Consider the following 20,893-nt stretch of genomic DNA (forward strand, 5'->3'; position numbering starts at 1 on the left):
TCAGGGCGTGGGTTCAGGCGAGCAATGCGACCGCTTTCACCTGCGCCCATACCTCTCGCCCCGCCACAATATCCAGCTCGCGCCGCGAGCGCTCCGTAATCCGCGCCAGCAGCGCCGTCTCTCCGATCCGCATCCGCACCAGCACCTGCCCTGGCGCGCCGCCGGGACCCACCGTTTCCACCGTCGCCGGCAGGATATTGGTGATGCTGCTCCCTCGCGGCTTCTCCAGCGCCAGGCTGACGTCGCGCGCGTGGATGCGGCAGCGCATCCGGCCCCCCGTGACGGCATCGCGCCGCGCCACGAACAGCGTCCCGCCCGGGAACGCCAGGTGCGACAAGCCGTCGGCATCGTGCCCGCTGACCACCGTCTCGATCATCACCCCGGCATCGTCCTCGAAGCTGCCGGCGACGTCGATCCGCGCCAGCGTCGCGGCCAGGGCGCCGCTGGCGCTCACGCGGCCGGCGTCCAGCACCACCAGGTGGTCGGCCAGGCGCGCCACTTCGTCGGCCGAGTGGCTGACGTAGACCACCGGCAGCGCCAGCTCGTCGTGCATGCGTTCGAGATACGGCAGGATCTCGAGCTTGCGCTTGAGGTCGAGCGCGGCCAGCGGTTCGTCCATCAGCAGCAGGCGCGGCGACGACAGCAGGGTGCGCGCGATCGCCGCGCGCTGGCGCTCGCCGCCCGACAGCGTGGCCGGGCGCTGGTCGAGCAGGTGGCCGATGCCCAGCAGCCCGGTCACCTGGCCCAGGTCGAAACGGCGATCGGCGGCCGGCAGGCGCTTGCGTCCGAATTCCAGGTTGGCGCGCACGTCGAGATGCTCGAACAGGCTCGGCTCCTGGAACACGTAGCCGACGCCGCGCCGGTGGGTCGGCACGAACACCTGGTTCGCATCGTCCTGCCACACTTCGTCGCCCAATGCCACGAAGGCGCCGGGGGCGCGTTCGAGTCCCGCCAGCACGCGCAGCAGCGTGGTCTTGCCGGAACCGGAATGGCCGAACAGGGCGCTCACACCGCGTCCCGGCAGGGACAGGTCGACGTCGAGCTCGAAGCCGTCGCGCACGATGCGCACGCGGGTACGGATCGCAGTCATGATTCCGTTCATCGGTTGGCCCCCCGCATCGACTGCGGATACAGCGTGTACAGCAGCAGCAGCACCACGAAGCTGAACACCAGCATGCCGCCCGCCAGCCAGTGGGCCTGGGCGTATTCCATCGCCTCGACGTGGTCGTAGATCCGGGTCGAGACCACGCGCGTGCGGTCCGGGATGTTCCCGCCGATCATGAGCACCACGCCGAACTCGCCGACCGTGTGCGCGAAGCCGAGGATGGCGCCGGTCACGAAACCCGGCCGCGCCAGCGGCATTACCACCGACCAGAACGTGTCCCACGGCCCGGCGCGCAGCGTGGCCGCCACTTCCAGCGGACGCGGGCCGATCGCCTCGAACGCGTTTTGCAGCGGCTGCACCACGAACGGCAGCGAATAGAACACCGAGGCGATCACCAGGCCGGTGAAGGTGAAGGCCAGCGTGCCCAGGCCGAGCGCGCCGGTCAGCCGGCCGAGCGGGCCGTCAGGCCCCATCATCAACAGCAGGTAGAAGCCGATCACGGTCGGCGGCAGCACCAGCGGCAGCGCCACCAGCGCGCCGACCACGCGCTTGAACGGCGAGCGGGTGCGCGTCAGCCACCAGGCCAGCGGGGTGCCGATCAACAGCAGCAGCAGGGTGACGACGGTAGCCAGTTTCAGGGTCAGCCAGATCGCGGCCAGGTCGGTCGAATCCAGCGCCATCAGCACGGCCTCACACTTCGTAGCCGAAGCTGCGGATCAGGGCCTTTGCCTTGTCGCTGCGCAGGTACTGCAGCAGCGCCCGGGCCGCCGGATTGCCGGCGCCCTTGTTCAGCAGCGCCGCATCCTGGCGGATCGGGTCGTGCATGCTGGCCGGGACGATCCAGCCCGAACCCGCGGTGAACTTGCCGTCGCGCCAGACCTGGGACTGGGCCACGAAGCCCAGTTCGGCGTTGCCGGTGCTGGCGAACTGCCATGCCTGGGCGATGTTCTCGCCCTGGACGATGCGCGGCTGCAGCCGGTCGCGCAGGCCGAGACGCTCGAGCGTCGCGACCGCGGCCGCGCCGTACGGCGCCGTCTTCGGATTGGCGATCGACAGGTGTCTGAAGCCGCCCGTCTTGAGGACGTTGCCGCTGGCGTCGACGTACGCATCCTTGGCCGACCAAAGCACCAGGCGCCCGACCGCATAGGTGAAGCGCGAGCCGGCGACCATCTGGCCTTCCTTCTCCAGCCTCGCCGGGGTCTCGTCGTCGGCCGCCAGCAGCACCTCGAACGGCGCGCCGTTGCGGATCTGGGCGTAGAACTTGCCGGTGGCGCCGGTGGCGACGATCGCCTTGTGGCCGGTGTCGCGCTGGAATTCGGCCGCCAGCTTTTCCATCGGTCCCGCGAAGTTGGCGGCGACGGCGACCTGGACTTCGCCCGCGTGGGCACCGGCGCAGGCGAGGAGGGCGATCAGGCTGGCAAGACGTTTCATGTTTTCTCCAAAAGGGATATGCTCGGACTGCAGAGCAAGCGCTATAAACGCGAGTATATAACGAAATTTTGGATGACAGGCAACGAAGCAGAATATGGACAAGGCAGACAAGGGCATCGCCCTCGAAGGCAAGCTGTGGATGACCGTCGGCGGCGAGAACCTGGGCGGCGCGAATCGGGTCGAACTGCTGGCGGCGATCGCGCGCCTCGGCTCGATCACCGGTGCGGCCAAGGCGGTCGGCCTGAGCTACAAGGCGGCGTGGGACGCGATCGACACCATGAACAACCTGGCCGGCGAGCCGCTGGTCGAGCGCGTCACTGGCGGCAAGGGCGGCGGCGGCACCCGGCTGACGGCGCGCGGCGTCGGGCTGGTGGACAATTTCCGGATGATCGAACAGGTGCACAATGACTTTCTCGAACGACTCAACCGCCAGGCCGCAGGCTCGCCGTCCGCGCTGGCCGACGACCTGGCTCTGTTCACGAGGTTCAAGATGAGGACCAGCGCCCGCAACCAGTTCTTCGGCACAGTGGCGCGCGTCGACCGCGGCGCCGTCAACGATGAAGTCGTGATCGGGATCGCCGGCGGCCAGCAGATCGTCGCCATCGTCACGCGCGAGAGCGCCGAGAATCTCGGGCTGGCGCCGGGACGCCAGGCATTTGCGCTGATCAAGTCGTCGTCGGTGATCGTGATGACTGAAGGCGCAGGCGCGCGGCTGTCGGCGCGCAACCAGTTGCAGGGAACCGTGACGCGCGTGATGCGCGGCGCCGTCAATTCGGAAGTGGTGATCGCGCTGCCGGGCGGCGGCAGCGTGGCCGCCACCATCACCAACGAGAGCGCCGCCGCGCTGGGCCTGGCCGAAGGGGCGGCGGCGACCGCCCTGTTCAAGGCGTCGAGCGTGATCCTGGGCGTGCCGGACTGATTATCCGGGCTGGTTGGGCAGGCTAGCCGTGTTCGCCGGTCGGTACGACGAAGGCGCGCAGCTCGACCATCTTGTCGTCGCGGAAGCGCCAGACGTCGGAGTAGGCGTTGGCGACCGGCTGGCCGTCCGCGCCGGCGGTCGTGATGTCGCCCAGCGCCACCACCCAGTCGCCCTCGGCAATCAGGGTGTGCACCGAAAACGCGGGCGGATTCACGTATTCCTTCTGCATCGCGGCGCGCACGGCGTCCTTGCCGCGCAGTGTTTCGCCGCCCACCGTCGACCACACGATATCGTCGGCGCAGAACGCCAGGAAGCCCTCGTTGTCGCCGGCGCTGACCGCCGCGTTCGCCTTTTGCAGAATGGATTTGTTCAGTTCGGACATGTGATTCTCCAGTGATTGAAGGGGACATGCATCTGCCTGAAAGTCTAGCGCAAGGCGCCGCGGCGCACGGCTGGCGCTACTTGTCAGACGCCGATGCCGTCGGCCAAGTCGATGACGCCGCCGGTGATGTAGCCGGCCGCCGGCCCCGGCCAGGAAGCACACCGTGGCATGCACGGCATGGCGGTGCAGGGCAAGGCCGGCTTCAGCCGCGCGATGCTGGCGGCGGTGGCCGAGCAGGCCTTGTCGGCCTGGCCGGGGAGCGGGTCAGCGCGTTTGTGACGATCCTTCCTGCGCCGGCAGCAGGCGCGGCGGCGGCTCGCAGCGGCACAGGCACAGGTCGCCGCTGAGGGCATGTTGGCGGCCATTGTCGCGCGCGCCGTCGCGCGGGGCGTCGAGGGCAATGACGCCGTTCGAATGGCAGCCTTCGCACCAGACGCTGTCGCCTTCGAGGGCGGTGCGGACGCCGTTGACCGAGAGCAGGGAACTGGCGGAGGAGACCTTGCCGCCGGCGGTGGTGGGGGCGCCGAGGGTGATGTAGAAGCGTCGGGGCATCGTGGCTGGCGGGTAACGGAAAAGGCCAGCTTAGACAGCGGCGCCGTGAATGGGTTTGCGCGCACACAATCGTGCAACGGTCTTGCGCGCGTGCAGTCAGCAACTTCGTTCTTCCAATAGCGCAAAGACCGTCATTGCCGCCAATCGCGGCAATGACGGTCTTCGGGCCGGGGGGCGTCTACGCAAGCGCGGACCGCGCTTACTTCTCGACGACCGTGAACTGCCCGTACGGCTTCAACTGCTCATCCAGCTTGGACGGATCGCCCACCACCACGATCGACTGCCGCTCCGGCGCGAAATATTTCTTCGCCACCGTGCGCACCTGCTCCGGCGTGACTTTCTGGATCAGCGGCACGTACTGCCCCAGGAATTCCGGCGGCAGCCCCACCAGCCAGTTGCTGGCCAGCGTCGCCGCGACCGAGCGCTGCAGCTGGTTGCTGAGCAGGTAGCCGCCCGCCACGTAGCGCTTGTTCATCTCCATTTCCTTGGGCTGCACCAGCTCGCTGCCGATGCGCGCGTATTCGCCGAAGTATTCCTTCAGCGCGGCGCCGGTGACTTCGTTGCGCACGTCGGCGCCGCCCACCATCATGCCGCCCGCGCGGCTCATGCGCGCGCCGGCCGAGGCACCGTAGGTGTAGCCCTTTTCTTCGCGCAGGTTGGTGTTGACGCGGCTCGAGAAGCCGCCGCCGAGGATGGTGCTGGCCAGGCGCAGCGGGATCTGGTCGGCGGCGCTGGCGGCAATCCCCGGGCTGCCCAGGCGCAGCGTCGACTGCACGCTGCCTTCGCGCTTGAGCACGATGCGCGCCGGCTTGGCGCTGACGGCGGCCGGCGGCGTGTCGGGCAGGGCCGGGCCGCTGGCTTTCCAGTCGCCGAAGGCGGCTTGCGCCAGTTTCATCGCTTCAGCCTCGCTGATGCGGCCGGTGACCACCAGCAGCGCGTGGTCCGGGCGGAAGCGCCGCGCGTGTTCGGCGCGCAGCACTTTGGCGTCGACCGCGTTGATCGAGGCCACGGTCGGGTCGGTGCGGCCGTACGGGTGGTCGGCGTAGACGGCCGCCTTGATCGCACGCTCGGCGCGGAAGGTCGGCTGGGTTTCCGAGACGCGCAGCGCCTGCAGTGCGTTGGCCTTGGCCAGCGCCACTTCGTTCTCGGGGAAGGATGGCTGGCGCGCGACCTCGGCCAGCAGTTCCATCATGCCGGACGCGTGCGAAGCGAGGGCGTTGGCCGAGATGACGATGCCGTCGGCCGCCGGGCTGGCGCCGACTTCGCCGCCCATGCTCTGGGCCGCTTCGGCGATGGCGCGCGAATCGCGCTTGGCCGTGCCTTCGTTGAGCATGCCGGCCAGCATCGCCGCGAAGCCGGACTGGGCCGGGGTGTCGGCGGCGAAGCCGGCGCCGCGCAGCGCCAGCACGTAGTCGACACGCGGCAGGCCCTGGCGCGGCACCACCCACACGGTGAGACCGTTGGACAGGGTCTGTTTGGCGATCTTCGGCGCCGGGATCGTGGCTTCCTTGCCGAAGGCCGGCATGCCGGCCGGGGTTTTCACGTCGGCGGCGGCGTGCACGGCCAGCGGCGCCAGGGCCGCCGAGACGGCGATTGCGAGCATCAGTTTTTTCATCGATGCGCTCCTTATTTCTGGGTGGCGCCGGCTGGCGCGGTGGTCTTGGTGGCGCCCTTTTCAGCGGCGAGCATGGCGGCCGGCTTGCGGTCAATCACGGTGCGGTTGGTCGGTACGATATAGGTCTTCACCACGCGCTGGATGTCGGCGGAGGTGACGCCTTCGATCCAGCCCGGGATCTTGTTGACCACGTTGGCGTCGCCCCACAGGGTCTGCATGCGCGCCATGGTGTCGGCGCGGTTCACGAAACTTTCCAGCTTGTTGTTCCAGTCGGCCAGCATGCGGGTCTTCACGCGCGTCAAGGTGGCGTCATCGACGCCGTTCCTGGCGATTTTCGCGATCTCTTCATCCATCGCCTTGAGCATGGCGTCGGCGCTGCTGTCCGGCTTGTACAACGCGAACACGGTCATCAGGGTCGGGCCGTTGTATTCCCACGGGCTGGTCAGGCCGAACATGGTGTCGACATTGAGCGCGATCTCGCGCCCCTTGACCAGTCCCTGGTAGAACAGCGAGGCGTCGCCGCCGCCCAGCAGTTCGGCCAGCACCGCGATCGGCGCCTGGTCGCGGCTGCCGCGCTCGGGCACCTTCCAGGCGGCGGCGATGGCCGGCACCTGGGCGTGGGCATCGCTTTGCTGGATGCGTTTTTCGACGGTATTGAGCGGCTCGGAAAAGTCGGTCGGTTTCGGCGTCGGACGCGCCGGGATGCTGCCGAAGTATTTCTGGGCCAGCGCGAAGCCCTGCTGCGGCGTGATGTCGCCGGCGATCGCCAGCACCGCATTGTTCGGGCCGTAGTAGTCGCGGTGGAAAGCGCGCACGTCGTCCAGGCTGGCGTTCTCCAGGTCTTCGAAACTGCCGTAGCCGTCGTGGTTGTTTTCCCACTTCTGGAAGGCGTGCTGGCCGATGTCGATCCACATGAAGCCGCCGTATGGCTGGTTCTTGACGTTGACGCGGATCTCTTCCTTGACCACGTCCTGCTGGTTCTTCAGCGTGGCCGGATTGAAGTCGAGCGTCTTCATGCGGTCCGCTTCCAGCCACAGGATTGGCTCCAGCGCGGTGGAGGGCGCGGTCTCGATGTAGTTGGTGAAGTCGGCGCGGGTCGAGCCGTTGTTCCAGCCGCCGCCGGCGGTGATGGTGGTGTCGAACACGCCTTTCGGCGCGTGCGGCGTGCCCTGGAACATCAGGTGCTCGAACAGGTGGGCGAAGCCGGTGCGGTTCTTCGGCTCCAGGCGCATGCCGACGTGGTACACCACCGACACGCCGACGGTCGGCGAGCTGCGGTCTTCCGAGACGATGACGGTCAGGCCATTGTCGAGTTTCTTGACGTTGACCGGCAGGGTCCACTGGTCCGATGGCGCCGCGTGGACAGTCACGGCGGCCGACATCGACAGCGAAAGCCCGGCCAGCAGGGCAGGGAGTTGGCGCATGCGCATGGGTTCCTCTTTTATCGAATTCTGGGTGATGCACCGGACAGGACGGGGTCATGCTCCGCTGCCCGGCGGCGCAACGATCTTAGCGCAACGGCATGCTGATAAGTAATCTTTTTGATATGCATACACGTGACATGTGGCTGTCATGTGGACGGTATGCAGGTGGCATGCAGGGTCGCCGGACGACGCTCCAGGCGCCGTTTCGTGCAGTTCGTCGCATGCCGCTGGGGTCGTGCCCGGCACGGCGATATAGTTTCGGCATGCCAAACCTACCAGATTGTTCAGATGAAATAATTTTGGTGGAGCGGGCGCCGCGTTGCTGGTAACGTATGGCGACAACAAGCAGAAGAACAACGACGAGAACCGGAGAACCCGATGAATCAATTGACCAAGCTGGGCGTGGCGGCGGCCTTTTGGGGCGCCGCCTCTGTCTCCGTCTCCGGCTGCGCGCAGGCCGCCACCGACACGATCACCGAGACGCGTCCGATCGACGCGCGCGTGGTGCGCGTCAAGCTCGACGGCGTGGTCGACCTGCGCATCCGCCAGGGCAGCAGTGCGCAGCTGGTGCTCACGGGCGACGCGCGCCTGCTCGGCAAGACCACCACCCAGCAGCGCGGCGACACCCTCAACATCGACACCGAGATGCGCTCGGCCAGCTTCAACTTCGGCCGCAGCGAAGGCCTGCGCGCCGAACTGGTCTTGCCCGAACTGCGCGCGGTGACCTCCGAAAGCGTCGGCGCCACCGAGGTCAGCGGCTTCTCGGGCGACAAGCTCGAGATCAGCCTGGACGGCGCCGGGTCGATGAAGGTGTCGTCCAACTACCGCTTCATCTCGGCCAGCCTGGACGGCGTCGGCAGCCTGCGCGTGCATGGGATGGACAGCGAAGCGATCGAACTGAACCTGAACGGGGCCGGCCTGGTGACGCTGTCCGGGCGCAGCAAGACCCTGCGCGGCGAGTTGGGTGGCCTGGGCAGCCTGGATGCGCGCCAGTGCACGGTGGAATCGGTGGCGCTCGAGCTGTCGGGCCTGGGCAACGCCACCGTCAACGCCCAGAACAGCGCCAACCTGATGCTGTCGGGGATGGGCTCGGTGACGGTGTTCGGCAAGCCGGCCAACCGCAAGGTGGTGCTCGACGGCCTTGGCAAGGTCAACTGGAAATGATGGCGGCGCTCGACGAGCGACCTGAGACGACGGGGTTGTTGATTTCCGTGCACGAGACATGAAAAAACCATTCCTAGCGATCGCGCTGGCGATCGTCCTGCAATTCTGCCTGCAGCCGGGCGCCGTGGCCGGCTTTGCGGAAGGGGCGAGCGCCTATAACGCCCGCAACTATGCGCTGGCGCTGAAAGAGATCACGCCATTGGCCAGGGCCGGCAACGCCGACGCCCAGCACCTGATGGGCCTGATGTACTACATGGGACGCGGCGTCACGCGCGACTACAAGCAGGCCTTCGCCTGGCACCACAAGGCGGCGCTGCAGGGCAAGTCGGATGCCCAGTACGTGGTCGGCGCCATGTACTACACCGGCAACGCGGTGCCGCAGGACCAGAAGCATGCCGTCACCTGGTTCCGCAAGGCGGCCGAGCAGGGCCACGCCGAAGCCCAGCACGCGCTGGGGCTGATGTACCGCTACCATGTGGCCGGCCTGCCGCAGGATTCGGTGCTGGCCTATATGCTGTGGAACCTGGCCGCGGCCGGCGGCAACCGCAACGCCGCCGACCAGCGCGCCGCCATCGCCAAACGCATGTCGCAGGAGCAGATCGAGGAGGCCCAGGCCTTGTCGCGCACCTGGAAGCCGGGGACCAGCTTGCCGACGGCGTCGCGCACCGGCGGCGAAGGCTGATGCACCGGCCAAGGCGCCGATGTCAGCGCGGTGGCGCGGTCACGCCCGCCGCTGTCCGGAACAACTCGAGCGGCACCGCATTGCCCATCGCCTGGTAGCCGAGGTCGCCCGGATGCAGGTGGTCGCCGCTGTCGTAGGCCGGCAGCAGGCGGCTCGGGCGCGCCGGGTCGCGCGTGGCGCGGTCGAAGTCGATCACGGCGTCGAACTCGTCGCCGCTGCGGATCCAGGCATTCACGGCCTGGCGCAGCGCCTCTTTTTCCACCGAGTAGTACGCCGCGCCTTCGAACGGCAGCAGCGTGGCGCCGATGATGGCGATGCGCGCGGCGCGGGCGCGTGCGATCAGCTGGCGGTAGCCGGCGATCAGGTCCTCCGCCGTCACCGGATTGCTCGCGGAACTGTTGCCGATATCGTTGATGCCGATGAGTACCACCAGGTGGCGCGCGCCGCTAGTCGCCAGCACGTCGCGGTCGAACCGTTCCAGCGCGCTGCGCCCGGCCAGCAGGTTGGCGCTGTTGGCGCCCAATAGCCGGTTGCCGCTGATGCCGCGATTGACCACGCTCGGGCGCGGGGGCGATGCGGCGCGGGCCTCGCGCGTGGTCTGCAGGCGCCGCGCCAGCACGTCGGTCCAGCGGCTGTTGGCGTCGACCGTGCTGCGGGTGCCGTCGGTGATCGAGTCGCCCAGCGCCACGATCGCCGCGCCCCCGGCGTCGACGTCGAGCGCGGTCAGGAACGGCCATTGCGTGATGGTGCGTTCGACCTGTAGCGCGGTGGCGTTGCTGTAGTCGCCTGCTGTCGAGACATATCCCGTCTGTAGCGCCGTACCGTGCAGCGTGGTGGCCGGCATCAAGCCTGGCAGGTACAGGCTGACCGCGACGTCGGCCAGCGGCGCCAGGTTCAGGTCGACCGGATCGGACAACGCCGGCGTGCCGGGCGCGAGCGTCACGCCGGCGCGCCCGCCGAAGGTCAGCGCGCGCGTGGTTCCCGGCGCCAGGTCGGAACCGGACGCGCGCAGGCCGATTGCGGCGGCGCCGACGGTCAGTGGCGCCGTTCCCATCTCGTTGGACAGCCGGATGCGCACCCGGTTGCCGCCCATGCTCGGGCGCACGATCAGGCGTACGGTCTGGTTGGTGAAGGTCTGCAGGCCGGCGTCGGGCGGTGGACCGGCCGGTGCCGTACCCCAGGCGCCTTGCCAGCGCGCATTGTCCCAGTGCTGGGCCACGGCCGGCGCGCCGGGCAGGGCGATGGCGGCGGCCAGCATGGCGCTGCCCAGCAGCAGGCGACGGCGCGCGGGCGACAGCCGGCGCAAGGTGGTCGTGAAATCGGACGCCAGCCGGGCGGCGACGTCGAGGAGGGTGGAAAGTGTGGTCATGGATGGCTTTCGAAGCGGCCATGCAGCAAGCATGAGCTCGTCTGAACAATCTAGCCCCCGTACCGACCTCGGCATAGACGGCAGCGGACCTCTTCATTGCGCAGCATCGAATTGCGCTCAGGTTGAGATTCCGAAGGGAAAATACGCGTATTGACACCGCTTGTTGGCGGAAAACACCAGATTTTGAACAAGTTCTACGCGAAGGTGCCGAAGTGCGAAGTAACGAACTGAAGCTTAACGAACGGGCGTTCAGTATGGAACTGACCCAACCGCACGGAGGCTGACATGGCAACAGTTCGATTTTCACTTGCAACCAAGGTCCCGGCCTCCACCCAGGAGGTCTGGTCCTGGTCGACCTCGATCCGCGGCATCAAGTCCGAAATGTGGCCCATCCTGAAGATCACCTTCCCCAAGGAAATGACCCACATCGGCAAGGAAACCGCACTGGGCAAACCGCTGTGCCGCTGCCAGTTCCTGCTGCTGGGCCTGTTCCCGATCGACATGTCGAAACTGACCTTCGCCGAGATCGAGCCGGGCCACCGCTTCGTCGAACAGTCGCCATTGCTGTCGATGCGTTCCTGGCGCCACGAGCGCGTGGTGACCGCGTCCGGCGACGGCACGCTGGTCACCGACAACCTGGAATTCTCGCCCCGTTTCGCGGGGCCGGTCGTCGGCTGGTTCGTCAAGCAGTTTTTCCAGCACCGCCACAAGGTGCTGGCGCGTTCGCTCGCAGCGCGCGAGAGCAGGCGAGCCGTCGTCGGCAATGGCGCGGACAGCATTCCACACCATTGAGCGGTCGGCATTACTCCAGATGCGTCCGCATGTAGTTGTGATAGAACGGTGAGGAGTTAAGGGGACGCAGTGCCCACTCGTAGCGCGAACCGGAGCGTTTGCCGATGACGTCGTTGATCGACTTGTCGGCATATTCGTAATGTGGGCAGCAACGGGTTTCGAACTGCTTGTTCCACAGCGGCGCCGAGCCATACTTTTGGCCGAAGCGCTCGAGAATGGCGGCCTCCGCGTCCTTGTATGCGAACTCGCTGTTGCGAATCCGGGGCACGGCGATGCAGACTTCGAATTCGAAGTCGCCGACCAGCTGTTTCAGCTCGGTCACCCATTCACGGTGCTTGTTGATCCGTTGGTGGAAGTTGCCTTCACCGACGTACACGGTCGGGGAGGTTCCCCACGGGTAGTCGATGCAGTATTCGCCATTGAGCCTGATGACATACACCGAACGCTTGAGTTCGGTGAGCGTTAGTCCCATGTCTTCCAACATCGGGAGCGTTTTCTTTGACCAGCTATCGTCCGGTAACCATTTAATGCGTTGCCATCCGAGTGTTACGTGCACCATTGCTTCCTCTTCTGTGAAAAAGCTGTCACCGGGCATCGGTTGGCCAAGCCGACAGCCCGTGCAGTATAAGTTCCGTACGGCAATAAAAATGCACGGATAGTCACGGACTTGTTTCGACGAACCAAGTGCGTTACATGCTCGATATGTCGCCAGAGCGCGGTCCGGCCCGCCGGCGTGGTAGGCTTCGCCTCTGAATAATGCGTTTGTATCACTTGCCCGCGCTCTGTTTCCTGAGCCCGGGCCATTTGGAGCTTGTATGTTGATTGCCACTCACGGCGGCAAATTCCACGCGGACGACGCGTGGGCGGTCGCCGTCCTGAAGGTGCTGTTCCCCGATGCGGAGATCGTCCGCACGCGCGAAGCGGCCCGTATCGAAGCTGCCGATTTCGCCATCGACGTCGGCGGCATCTGGGACCCGGCCACTGGCCGCTTCGACCATCACCAGAAGGAATTCGACGGCGCCCGCGCCAGCGGCGTGCCCTATGCCAGCGCCGGCCTGGTCTGGAAAGAGTTCGGCGCGCGCTGCGTCGCCGTGCTGGCCGAGAAGCATACCGGGCAGCAGATCGCGGACGACACCGCCCAGCAGATCGCCTATGCGATCGACGCCGACGTGGTGCAATACCTGGACCTGTCCGACGTCGGCGTGGCGCGCAGCGCGCCCGGCAGCTACGGCTTGTCGGCCACCGTATCGGGCTTCAATCCCGGCTGGCTCGACGAGCAGCGCCTGGGCTATGGCGAGGCGGTGGAGGCGTTCCGCATGGCGCAGTTCATGCGCGCGCTGGAATTCCTCACTGACATCATGGCGAATGCCGTGCGCTACCGCGTGGGGGCGATCCTGGCAGTGAGCCAGGTGCGCGCCGCCGAGGCGCTCGAAGACGGGCGCGTCTTGTTCCTGAAGAATGCCGCGCTGCCGTGGAGCAGCGTGGTGCGCAAGGAAATGCCGAAGGTGCTGTTCGTGATCAGCTACAGCATCCTCGAGAACCGCTACATCCTGCACACGGTGCCGGTCGACGCCGAAAGCTTCGACGCCCGCGCCGACTTGCCGGCCAGCTGGGCCGGCCTGCGCGACGCCGACCTGGCCGCCGTGACGGGCGTGCCGGACGCCGTGTTCTGCCATACCGGACGCTTCATCGCCGCGGCCCGCTCCTACGACGGCATCCGCATCATGGCGCGCCAGGCACTTGCCGAAGCCGCAGCTTGACCAAGGTCAAGATCTTGAATATTTCTGGCTGAAAGCGGACCGACAGGACGGCGCACGATCGGTCCGGCCCGGCGCACGCATCGCGCGTCTCCCGTACAATTGCGGTTTTGGTAACTCGGGAGCATTGCATGCGCGCCATCGAAATCACCCAGCCGGGTAAACCTGAGGTCCTGCAACTGTGCGAACGGCCCCGGCCGGTCCTGAAGGCAGGCGAAATCCTGATCCGCGTCCACGCCGCCGGCATCAACCGGCCCGACGTGCTGCAGCGGATGGGTCACTATCCGGTGCCGCCGGGCGCCTCCGATCTGCCGGGCCTGGAAGTGGCCGGCGAGATCGTCGACGGCGACCTCGGCGACAGCGGATTCAAGCGCGGCGACATGGTGTGCGCGCTGGTGCAGGGCGGTGGCTATGCCGAATACTGCGCCGCGCCGCTCGAACAGTGTCTGCCGCTGCCCGAAGGTCTGAGCCCGCTCGAAGCGGCGACCCTGCCTGAAACCTATTTCACCGTGTGGAGCAATGTGTTCGACCGCGCCCGCCTGGCCGCCGGCGAAAGCCTGCTGGTGCAGGGCGGCAGCTCGGGCATCGGCGTCACCGCGATCCAGCTTGCCACCGCGCTCGGCCACCGCGTGTTCGCCACCGCCGGCAGCGCGGACAAATGCCGCGCGGTCGAGGCGCTGGGCGCCGAGCGCGGCATCAACTACCGCAACGAAGACTTTGCCGCCGTGGTCAAGGAACTAACGAACAATAAAGGTGTCGATGTCATTCTGGATATGGTCGCCGGCGACTACGTGGCGCGCGAAGTGGATTGCCTGGCCGACGACGGCCGCCTGGTGATCATCGCGCTGCTGGGTGGCGCCAAGGCCAATCTCGACATGGGGCAGGTGCTGCGCCGCCGTTTGACCCTCACCGGCTCGACCTTGCGGCCGCGTCCGGTGGCGTTCAAGGCGGCGATCGCGCGCCAGTTGCGCGAGCAGGTGTGGCCGCTGTTTGGCCAGGGCAAGCTGAAACCGGTGATCCACCGCATCTTCCCGCTGGAGCAGGCGGCCGAGGCGCACACGCTGATGGAGTCGAGCACCCACGTCGGCAAGATCGTGCTGCAGGTGGTGTAAGCCGCAGCGGTGCAACAGTCAAACGGCGGGCCGGATGCAGGCGTCCGGGACCGCTTAATGGTCGAACAAGTGGCTCAGCCATTGTTTGACCGTCAGATTATCGACCGCTAGAATAGCGGGTTATTCATCATGGGGTAGTATGCGTTCCAAACTCGTCGTAGGTAACTGGAAGATGAACGGCAGCCGCGAAGCCAATGCCGCGCTGCTGGACGGCATTCTCGCGGGGCTGGACGGCACCGGCGCGGATTGCGCGGTGTGCGTGCCGGCGCCGTATCTGTTCCAGTGCGAACAGCTGCTCGCGGGCAGCGCCGTGGCGTGGGGCGCGCAGGACGTCGCGACCGAGCCGTGCGGCGCGTTCACCGGCGAGGTGTGCGCCGCCATGCTGCGCGACTTCGCCTGCCGCTACGTGATCGTCGGCCATTCCGAACGGCGCGCCTACCATGGCGAATCGAATGCACTGGTGGCGCGCAAGGCCAAGGCCGCGCTCGACGCCGGCCTGACCCCGATCGTGTGCGTCGGCGAAACGCTGGCCCAGCGCGAGGCGGGCGAGACCATGGCCGTGGTCGGCGCGCAGCTGGGCGCGGTGCTGGCGCTGCTGGGGCCGGGCGCGGCCGCCAAGATCGTGCTGTCCTACGAGCCGGTATGGGCGATCGGCACCGGCAAGACCGCGACCCCGGCGATGGCGCAGGAAGTGCACGCCGCGCTGCGCGCGCAGCTGCGTGATTGCAACGCAGAAAGTGCTGAAAACGTACAAATCCTTTACGGCGGCAGCATGAAGCCGGAAAATGCTCGCGACCTGATGGCGCAGCCGGACATCGACGGCGGCCTGATCGGCGGTGCGGCGCTGAAGGCGGCCGATTTCCTCGGGATTATCCGGGCGGTTGCATAAAGCACTAAACAGCGCCGCACGCGCGCTAAACAGATGCAGGCAGTACCCGCTGGGCAATAAGAGCGAATTAAGAAGTAAACAGCGCCACGACTGAAAATGCAGTAGTTTTCGAAGCTTTCGAAAATAAAAGAAATTTAAAAACGCAGTGTAACCTTGGAATGGAATTGCAATGATCCACAATCTGATTATCGTCGTGCAGGTTATTTCGGCCCTGGCCATTATCGGTCTGGTGCTGATGCAGCACGGTAAAGGCGCCGACATGGGCGCGGCTTTCGGTTCCGGCGCCTCGGGCAGCCTGTTCGGCGCCACCGGCTCGTCGAACTTCATGTCCAAGGCCACCGCGCTGGCGGCGGCAATCTTCTTCGGCTCGACCCTGGCGCTGGCCTACATCGGCAACACCCGTGTCGCCGGCACCGACGAAGGCGTGATGGGCCGCATCACCGTGCCGTCGAGCCAGGCTCCGGCCAGCGGCATCCCGGCCACCACTCCGGCCCAGACCGCACCGGCCGACGTGCCGACCCTGCCGGCAGGCAGTGCTGCGCCGGCAGCGGACGTCCCGGCAGCGCCGGCCGCTCCGGCTCCGGCTCCGGCTCCGGTGACCCCGGCCCCGGTGACCCCGGCGCCTGCCACCAACTAAGCGGCAGGGCGCCCATGGCGCCGTCGCAGTATCCCGAAAGCGCGCCTCACCGGCGCGTTTTTCATATGTGCTCTTGATTCCTGAAATCAGTTTCTTTAGTTCCAGAATTTTCAGTAATTTGATGCACTGCAATAAATGCGCGATAATACGATCAAGAAGCCATGAGGTATTGACGGCATTAATGGAGGGCGGCTCAATAATTGAGTCCTTCTATTATCCAAAGTGGGTTCGGCTTAAAATATCCTTGTGATATCGCAATTTGAGCATTGAAAAGTAGTGCTAAGACAGGGTAAAATACTGGTCTCCAGCCGACGTGGTGAAATTGGTAGACACGCTATCTTGAGGGGGTAGTGGCGCAAGCTGTGCGAGTTCGAGTCTCGCCGTCGGCACCAAGAATTTGATGAAAGAAAAGCCAGCAAGGGCGCATGAGGATTGACTCCTCTTGCCTAAGCTGGTTTTTTTACGAGGATTGTTCGTACGATCCTGGTGGCAACCTTTGCCAGGTTCGCGCGATTCGGCGCCGCATCCATGCGGTGTGTTTTCTAACCGATCGTTCAAATAGGCATCATCGTGAACCTCGAAAATTATCTCCCCGTCTTACTCTTCATCCTGGTCGGCATCGGCGTCGGTGTCGCGCCCCAGGTGCTGGGCCGTCTGCTCGGCCCCTACCGTCCCGACTCCGCCAAGCTGTCCCCGTATGAATGCGGCTTCGAAGCCTTCGAAGACGCGCGCATGAAGTTCGACGTCCGGTACTACCTGGTCGCGATCCTGTTTATTTTGTTTGATCTGGAAACGGCATTCTTCTTCCCATGGGGCGTCTCGATGCGCGAACTGGGCTGGACCGGTTTCATCACGATGATGGTGTTCATCGCCGAATTCGTCGTGGGCTTCTGGTACATCTGGAAGAAAGGTGCCCTTGATTGGGAATAAGCCATGGCAATTGAAGGCGTTTTAAACGAAGGTTTCATCACCACCACAGCCGACAAGCTGATCAACTGGGCGCGCACCGGGTCGATGTTCCCGATGACGTTCGGCCTGGCCTGCTGCGCGGTCGAGATGATGCACGTGGGCGCGGCCCGCTACGACATGGACCGCTTCGGCATCGTGTTCCGCCCGTCGCCACGCCAGTCGGACGTGATGATCGTGGCCGGCACCCTGTGCAACAAGATGGCGCCGGCGCTGCGCAAGGTCTACGACCAGATGGCCGAGCCGCGCTGGGTGATCTCGATGGGCTCCTGCGCCAACGGCGGCGGCTACTATCACTATTCCTACTCGGTGGTGCGCGGCTGCGACCGCATCGTCCCGGTCGACGTCTACGTCCCGGGTTGCCCGCCGACTGCCGAAGCTCTGCTGTACGGCATCATGCAGCTCCAGAACAAGATCAAGCGCACCAATACCATCGCGCGCTAACAAGAATCGGTCTACTTCATGACGACAAAACTCGAGAACCTTGAACTCGCCCTGCGCAACGCGCTCGGCGAGGGCGCCGCTATTACCTCGGCGCTGGGCGAACTGACGGTGGTGGTCAAGGCCGCCGACTACCTCCAGTCGATGCAGACCCTGCGCGACAATCCTTCCCTGCGCTTCGAAGAAATGATCGACCTGTGCGGCGTCGACTATTCGCAGTACGGCGAAGGCACTTACGACGGTCCGCGCTTCGCCGTGGTGGTGCACCTGCTGTCGCTGGAGCACAACTGGCGCGTGCGGGTGCGCGTGTTCTGCCCGGACGACGACATGCCGCTGGTCGAATCGATCACCCCGATCTGGCGCTCGGCCAACTGGTTCGAGCGCGAAGCGTTCGACCTGTTCGGCATCCTGTTCGACGGTCACGGCGACCTGCGCCGCATCCTGACCGACTACGGCTTCATCGGCCACCCGTTCCGCAAGGACTTCCCGGTCTCGGGCTACGTCGAGATGCGCTACGACCCCGAGCAGAAGCGCGTGATCTACCAACCGGTGACGATCGAACCGCGCGAGAACATCCCACGCGTGATCCGCGAAGAAACCTACGGGACGAAATAATGGCTGAGCTTAAGAATTACACCCTGAACTTTGGTCCGCAGCACCCGGCAGCGCACGGCGTGTTGCGCCTGGTGCTGGAGCTGGACGGCGAGGTGATCCAGCGCGCCGACCCGCACATCGGCCTGCTGCACCGCGGCACCGAGAAGCTGGCCGAGACCCGCACCTATCTGCAGTCGGTGCCGTACATGGACCGCCTGGACTACGTGTCGATGATGTGCAACGAGCACGGCTACGTGCTGGCGATCGAGAAGCTGCTCGGCATCGAAGCGCCGATCCGCGCCCAGTACATCCGCACCATGTTCGACGAGATCACCCGCATCCTGAACCACCTGATGTGGCTCGGCGCGCACGCGCTCGACATCGGCGCCATGGGTCCGTTCCTGTACTGCTTCCGCGACCGCGAAGATCTGTTCGACGTGTACGAGGCGGTGTCGGGCGCGCGCATGCACGCGGCCTATTACCGCCCGGGCGGCGTGTACCGCGACCTGCCGGACACCATGCCGCAACACAAGCAGTCGCCGATCAGGAGCGCCAAGGCGATCGCCGAGCTGAACGAGCACCGCCAGGGTTCGGTGATCGACTTCCTGGACGCGTTCACCAAACGCTTCGACGGCTACGTCGACGAGTACGAGACCCTGCTGACCGATAACCGTATCTGGAAGCAGCGGACCGTCGGCATCGGCGTGGTCTCGCCGGAAGACGCGAAAGCGATGGGCTTCACCGGCGCCATGCTGCGCGGTTCGGGCGTCGCCTGGGACCTGCGCAAGAACCAGCCGTATGCAGCCTATGACAAGGTCGAGTTCGACATACCGGTCGGCACCAACGGCGACTCCTACGACCGCTACCTGGTGCGCGTGGAAGAGCTGCGCCAGTCGAACCGCATCATCAAGCAGTGCCTGGCCTGGCTGCGCGCCAACCCGGGCCCGGTGATGATCGATAACAACAAGATCGCACCGCCGAACCGGATGGACATGAAGTCCAACATGGAATCGCTGATCCACCACTTCAAGCTGTTCACCGAAGGCTTCCACGTGCCGGAAGGCGAAGCGTATGCGGCGATCGAGCATCCGAAGGGCGAGTTCGGCATCTACATCGTGTCGGACGGCGCCAACAAGCCATACCGCCTGAAGATCCGCACCCCGGATTACGTCCACCTGCAAAGCCTGGACGAAATGGCGCGCGGCCACATGATCGCCGACGCGGTCGCCATCATCGGTACGCAAGATATCGTGTTCGGCAGTATCGACCGATAAGAAGGGCAGAGAGAAGACTATGTTATCCCCGCAGTGCTATCAAAAAATCGATCGCGAGCTGGCCAAGTACCCGGCCGATCAACGCCAGTCGGCCGTGATGGCTTCGCTGGCCCACGCCCAGGTCGAACTGGGCTGGCTGTCGCCTGACACCATGCAAGAGATCGCCGACTACATCGGCATGCCGGCGATCGCCGTGCAAGAGGTGGCGACCTTCTACAACATGTTCAACATCAAGCCGGTCGGCCAGCACAAGATCACCGTGTGCACCAACCTGCCATGCGCGCTGTCGGGCGGCGAACGCGCCGGCCAGCGCATCAAGGACGCGCTCGGCATCGACTACCGCGACACCACCGCCGATGGCAAGTTCACGCTGCTGGAAGGCGAGTGCATGGGCGCCTGCGGCGACGCGCCGGTGATGCTGGTGAATAACCACCGCATGTGTTCGTTCATGAGCGACGAGAAGATCGACGCCCTGCTTGAGGAACTGAATAAATGACCAGCCTGCACGACCGTCACATCAAGCCGCTGATCCTCAAGGATCTGAACGGCGACAACTGGCATTTGTCCGACTACGTCGCCCGTGGCGGCTATTCGGCCCTGCGCCGCATCATCGAAGAAAAGATCACGCCGGAACAGATCATCGCCGACCTGAAAGCCTCGGGTCTGCGCGGCCGCGGCGGCGCCGGTTTCCCGACCGGCCTGAAGTGGAGCTTCATGCCGCGCCAGTTCCCGGGCCAGAAATACCTCGTCTGCAATACCGACGAAGGCGAGCCGGGCACGTTCAAGGATCGCGACATCATCCGCTACAACCCGCACGCGCTGATCGAAGGCATGGCCATCGGCGCCTACGCGATGGGCATCACCGTGGGCTACAACTACATCCACGGCGAGATCTTCCAGGAATACCTGCGTTTCGAAGAAGCGCTGGAAGAGGCGCGCGCCGCCGGCTTCCTGGGCGACCGCATCCTGGGTTCGGACTTCTCGTTCCAGTTGCACGCGCACCATGGTTATGGCGCCTACATCTGCGGCGAAGAAACCGCGCTGCTCGAGTCGCTCGAGGGTAAAAAGGGCCAGCCGCGCTTCAAGCCGCCGTTCCCGGCCTCGTTCGGCCTGTACGGCAAGCCGACCACCATCAACAACACCGAGACCTTCGCCGCGGTGCCGTTCCTGCTGAACATCGGCCCTGAGAACTACATGGCGCTGGGCAAACCGAACAACGGCGGCACCAAGATCTTCTCGATCTCGGGCGACGTCGAGCGTCCGGGCAACTACGAAGTTCCGCTGGGCACGCCGTTCGCGACCCTGATGGAACTGGCTGGCGGCATGCGCGGCGGCAAGAAGATCAAGGCCGTGATTCCAGGCGGTTCGTCGGCGCCGGTGATTCGTGGCGACGTCATGATGCAGACCGACCTCGACTACGATTCGATCGCGAAAGCCGGCTCGATGCTGGGTTCGGGCGCCGTGATCGTGATGGACGAGACGCGCTGCATGGTCAAGTCGCTGCTGCGCCTGTCGTACTTCTACTACGAGGAATCGTGCGGCCAGTGCACGCCGTGCCGTGAAGGCACCGGCTGGATGTACCGCATGGTGCACCGTATCGAGCATGGCAAGGGCCGTCCGGAAGACATGGATCTGCTGAACAACATCGCCGACAACATCAAGGGCCGCACCATCTGCGCCCTGGGTGACGCCGCCGCGATGCCGGTGCAAGCCATGATCAAGAACTTCCGCGAAGAATTTGAATATCACATCGAGCACAAGCACTGCCTCGTGCCCGCATACCTTTAA

23 protein-coding genes and 1 tRNA gene are annotated in these 20,893 nt (G+C 65.4%); 15 read left to right on the top strand and 9 right to left on the bottom strand.

What is annotated here, in order from left to right; translation table 11 throughout:
• Positions 1-13: 13 nt before the first annotated feature.
• Genes modC through modA form a run of 3 tightly spaced genes read right to left on the bottom strand, consistent with a single transcriptional unit; the run spans position 14 to position 2,536 of the window.
• Positions 14-1,090, bottom strand: coding sequence for a molybdenum ABC transporter ATP-binding protein (gene modC, locus QPK27_RS05290; RefSeq protein WP_290417159.1), 1,077 nt, complete (start codon positions 1,088-1,090; stop codon positions 14-16).
• An 8-nt stretch (positions 1,091-1,098) separates the two neighbouring features.
• Positions 1,099-1,785, bottom strand: coding sequence for a molybdate ABC transporter permease subunit (gene modB, locus QPK27_RS05295; protein ID WP_290417160.1), 687 nt, complete (start codon positions 1,783-1,785; stop codon positions 1,099-1,101).
• A gap of 10 nt (positions 1,786-1,795) precedes the next feature.
• Complete coding sequence (gene modA, locus QPK27_RS05300) at positions 1,796-2,536, bottom strand: molybdate ABC transporter substrate-binding protein (RefSeq protein ID WP_290417161.1); 741 nt, start codon at positions 2,534-2,536, stop codon at positions 1,796-1,798.
• A 94-nt stretch (positions 2,537-2,630) separates the two neighbouring features.
• Between modA and QPK27_RS05305 the strand changes: the two genes are divergently transcribed.
• Entirely contained in the window at positions 2,631-3,455 is an 825-nt protein-coding gene (locus QPK27_RS05305) for a TOBE domain-containing protein (RefSeq protein WP_290417162.1), read from the top strand.
• A gap of 22 nt (positions 3,456-3,477) precedes the next feature.
• Here QPK27_RS05305 and QPK27_RS05310 read toward each other — a convergent pair whose 3' ends face one another.
• The 4 genes from QPK27_RS05310 to QPK27_RS05325 form a co-directional block, all read right to left on the bottom strand.
• Complete coding sequence (locus tag QPK27_RS05310) at positions 3,478-3,837, bottom strand: nuclear transport factor 2 family protein (protein WP_290417163.1); 360 nt, start codon at positions 3,835-3,837, stop codon at positions 3,478-3,480.
• Between the two features lie 264 nt (positions 3,838-4,101).
• Positions 4,102-4,389 (bottom strand): PAAR domain-containing protein, encoded by a 288-nt coding sequence (locus QPK27_RS05315; protein WP_290417164.1) that lies wholly within the window; start codon positions 4,387-4,389, stop codon positions 4,102-4,104.
• 199 nt (positions 4,390-4,588) lie between these two features.
• Entirely contained in the window at positions 4,589-6,004 is a 1,416-nt protein-coding gene (locus QPK27_RS05320; protein ID WP_290417165.1) for a pitrilysin family protein, read from the bottom strand.
• Between the two features lie 11 nt (positions 6,005-6,015).
• The gene (locus QPK27_RS05325) at positions 6,016-7,428 is read right to left on the bottom strand and encodes a pitrilysin family protein (RefSeq protein ID WP_290417166.1); all 1,413 of its coding nucleotides are present in this window, start codon (positions 7,426-7,428) and stop codon (positions 6,016-6,018) included.
• Positions 7,429-7,806: 378 nt separating this feature from the next.
• On the opposite strand from QPK27_RS05325, the gene QPK27_RS05330 reads away from it, so the two are divergent.
• Together QPK27_RS05330 and QPK27_RS05335 are read left to right on the top strand one after the other, a co-directional pair.
• Positions 7,807-8,592, top strand: a complete 786-nt coding sequence (locus QPK27_RS05330; protein WP_290417167.1) for a GIN domain-containing protein — start codon at positions 7,807-7,809, stop codon at positions 8,590-8,592.
• 58 nt (positions 8,593-8,650) lie between these two features.
• Positions 8,651-9,274 carry a tetratricopeptide repeat protein gene (locus tag QPK27_RS05335; protein ID WP_290417168.1) on the top strand — a complete coding sequence of 208 codons (624 nt, stop codon included), beginning with the start codon at positions 8,651-8,653 and terminating at the stop codon, positions 9,272-9,274.
• Positions 9,275-9,296: 22 nt separating this feature from the next.
• Here the strand turns inward: QPK27_RS05335 and QPK27_RS05340 are convergent, their stop codons facing one another.
• Positions 9,297-10,643: an SGNH/GDSL hydrolase family protein gene (locus QPK27_RS05340; protein ID WP_290417169.1), complete on the bottom strand. Its 1,347-nt coding sequence runs from the start codon at positions 10,641-10,643 to the stop codon at positions 9,297-9,299.
• Between the two features lie 285 nt (positions 10,644-10,928).
• Here QPK27_RS05340 and QPK27_RS05345 point away from each other — a divergent pair, with 285 nt between their 5' ends.
• The gene (locus QPK27_RS05345; protein ID WP_290417170.1) at positions 10,929-11,435 is read left to right on the top strand and encodes a hypothetical protein; all 507 of its coding nucleotides are present in this window, start codon (positions 10,929-10,931) and stop codon (positions 11,433-11,435) included.
• A 10-nt stretch (positions 11,436-11,445) separates the two neighbouring features.
• Here the strand turns inward: QPK27_RS05345 and QPK27_RS05350 are convergent, their stop codons facing one another.
• The gene (locus tag QPK27_RS05350) at positions 11,446-11,919 is read right to left on the bottom strand and encodes a hypothetical protein (RefSeq protein WP_290417171.1); all 474 of its coding nucleotides are present in this window, start codon (positions 11,917-11,919) and stop codon (positions 11,446-11,448) included.
• Positions 11,920-12,250: 331 nt separating this feature from the next.
• Between QPK27_RS05350 and QPK27_RS05355 the strand changes: the two genes are divergently transcribed.
• The 11 genes from QPK27_RS05355 to nuoF all read left to right on the top strand — a co-directional run bounded on the left by QPK27_RS05355 (position 12,251) and on the right by nuoF (position 20,893).
• Complete coding sequence (locus tag QPK27_RS05355; protein WP_290417172.1) at positions 12,251-13,195, top strand: MYG1 family protein; 945 nt, start codon at positions 12,251-12,253, stop codon at positions 13,193-13,195.
• Positions 13,196-13,323: 128 nt separating this feature from the next.
• Complete coding sequence (locus tag QPK27_RS05360) at positions 13,324-14,304, top strand: NAD(P)H-quinone oxidoreductase (RefSeq protein ID WP_290417173.1); 981 nt, start codon at positions 13,324-13,326, stop codon at positions 14,302-14,304.
• A 139-nt stretch (positions 14,305-14,443) separates the two neighbouring features.
• A complete protein-coding gene (gene tpiA, locus QPK27_RS05365; RefSeq protein ID WP_290417174.1) occupies positions 14,444-15,193 on the top strand; it encodes a triose-phosphate isomerase in 750 nt (249 codons plus the stop codon).
• 169 nt (positions 15,194-15,362) lie between these two features.
• Positions 15,363-15,830, top strand: a complete 468-nt coding sequence (secG, locus tag QPK27_RS05370) for a preprotein translocase subunit SecG (RefSeq protein WP_308633402.1) — start codon at positions 15,363-15,365, stop codon at positions 15,828-15,830.
• Positions 15,831-16,137: 307 nt separating this feature from the next.
• Positions 16,138-16,222, top strand: a tRNA-Leu gene (locus QPK27_RS05375).
• Between the two features lie 178 nt (positions 16,223-16,400).
• Positions 16,401-16,760 (top strand): NADH-quinone oxidoreductase subunit A, encoded by a 360-nt coding sequence (locus tag QPK27_RS05380; RefSeq protein ID WP_290417175.1) that lies wholly within the window; start codon positions 16,401-16,403, stop codon positions 16,758-16,760.
• Between the two features lie 3 nt (positions 16,761-16,763).
• Entirely contained in the window at positions 16,764-17,240 is a 477-nt protein-coding gene (locus tag QPK27_RS05385; RefSeq protein ID WP_005666428.1) for an NADH-quinone oxidoreductase subunit B family protein, read from the top strand.
• An 18-nt stretch (positions 17,241-17,258) separates the two neighbouring features.
• Positions 17,259-17,852: an NADH-quinone oxidoreductase subunit C gene (locus QPK27_RS05390; protein WP_290417176.1), complete on the top strand. Its 594-nt coding sequence runs from the start codon at positions 17,259-17,261 to the stop codon at positions 17,850-17,852.
• On the top strand, positions 17,852-19,105 hold the full coding sequence (locus tag QPK27_RS05395; protein WP_290417177.1) for an NADH-quinone oxidoreductase subunit D: 1,254 nt from the start codon (positions 17,852-17,854) through the stop codon (positions 19,103-19,105). Before QPK27_RS05390 ends, QPK27_RS05395 begins: the two co-directional genes overlap by 1 nt.
• A gap of 19 nt (positions 19,106-19,124) precedes the next feature.
• On the top strand, positions 19,125-19,601 hold the full coding sequence (gene nuoE, locus QPK27_RS05400) for an NADH-quinone oxidoreductase subunit NuoE (protein ID WP_290417178.1): 477 nt from the start codon (positions 19,125-19,127) through the stop codon (positions 19,599-19,601).
• On the top strand, positions 19,598-20,893 hold the full coding sequence (gene nuoF / locus QPK27_RS05405; RefSeq protein ID WP_290417179.1) for an NADH-quinone oxidoreductase subunit NuoF: 1,296 nt from the start codon (positions 19,598-19,600) through the stop codon (positions 20,891-20,893). Before nuoE ends, nuoF begins: the two co-directional genes overlap by 4 nt.

It is taken from the genome of Massilia sp. YIM B02443 (assembly GCF_030411955.1).
In the GTDB taxonomy this organism is placed as follows: domain Bacteria; phylum Pseudomonadota; class Gammaproteobacteria; order Burkholderiales; family Burkholderiaceae_D; genus Telluria.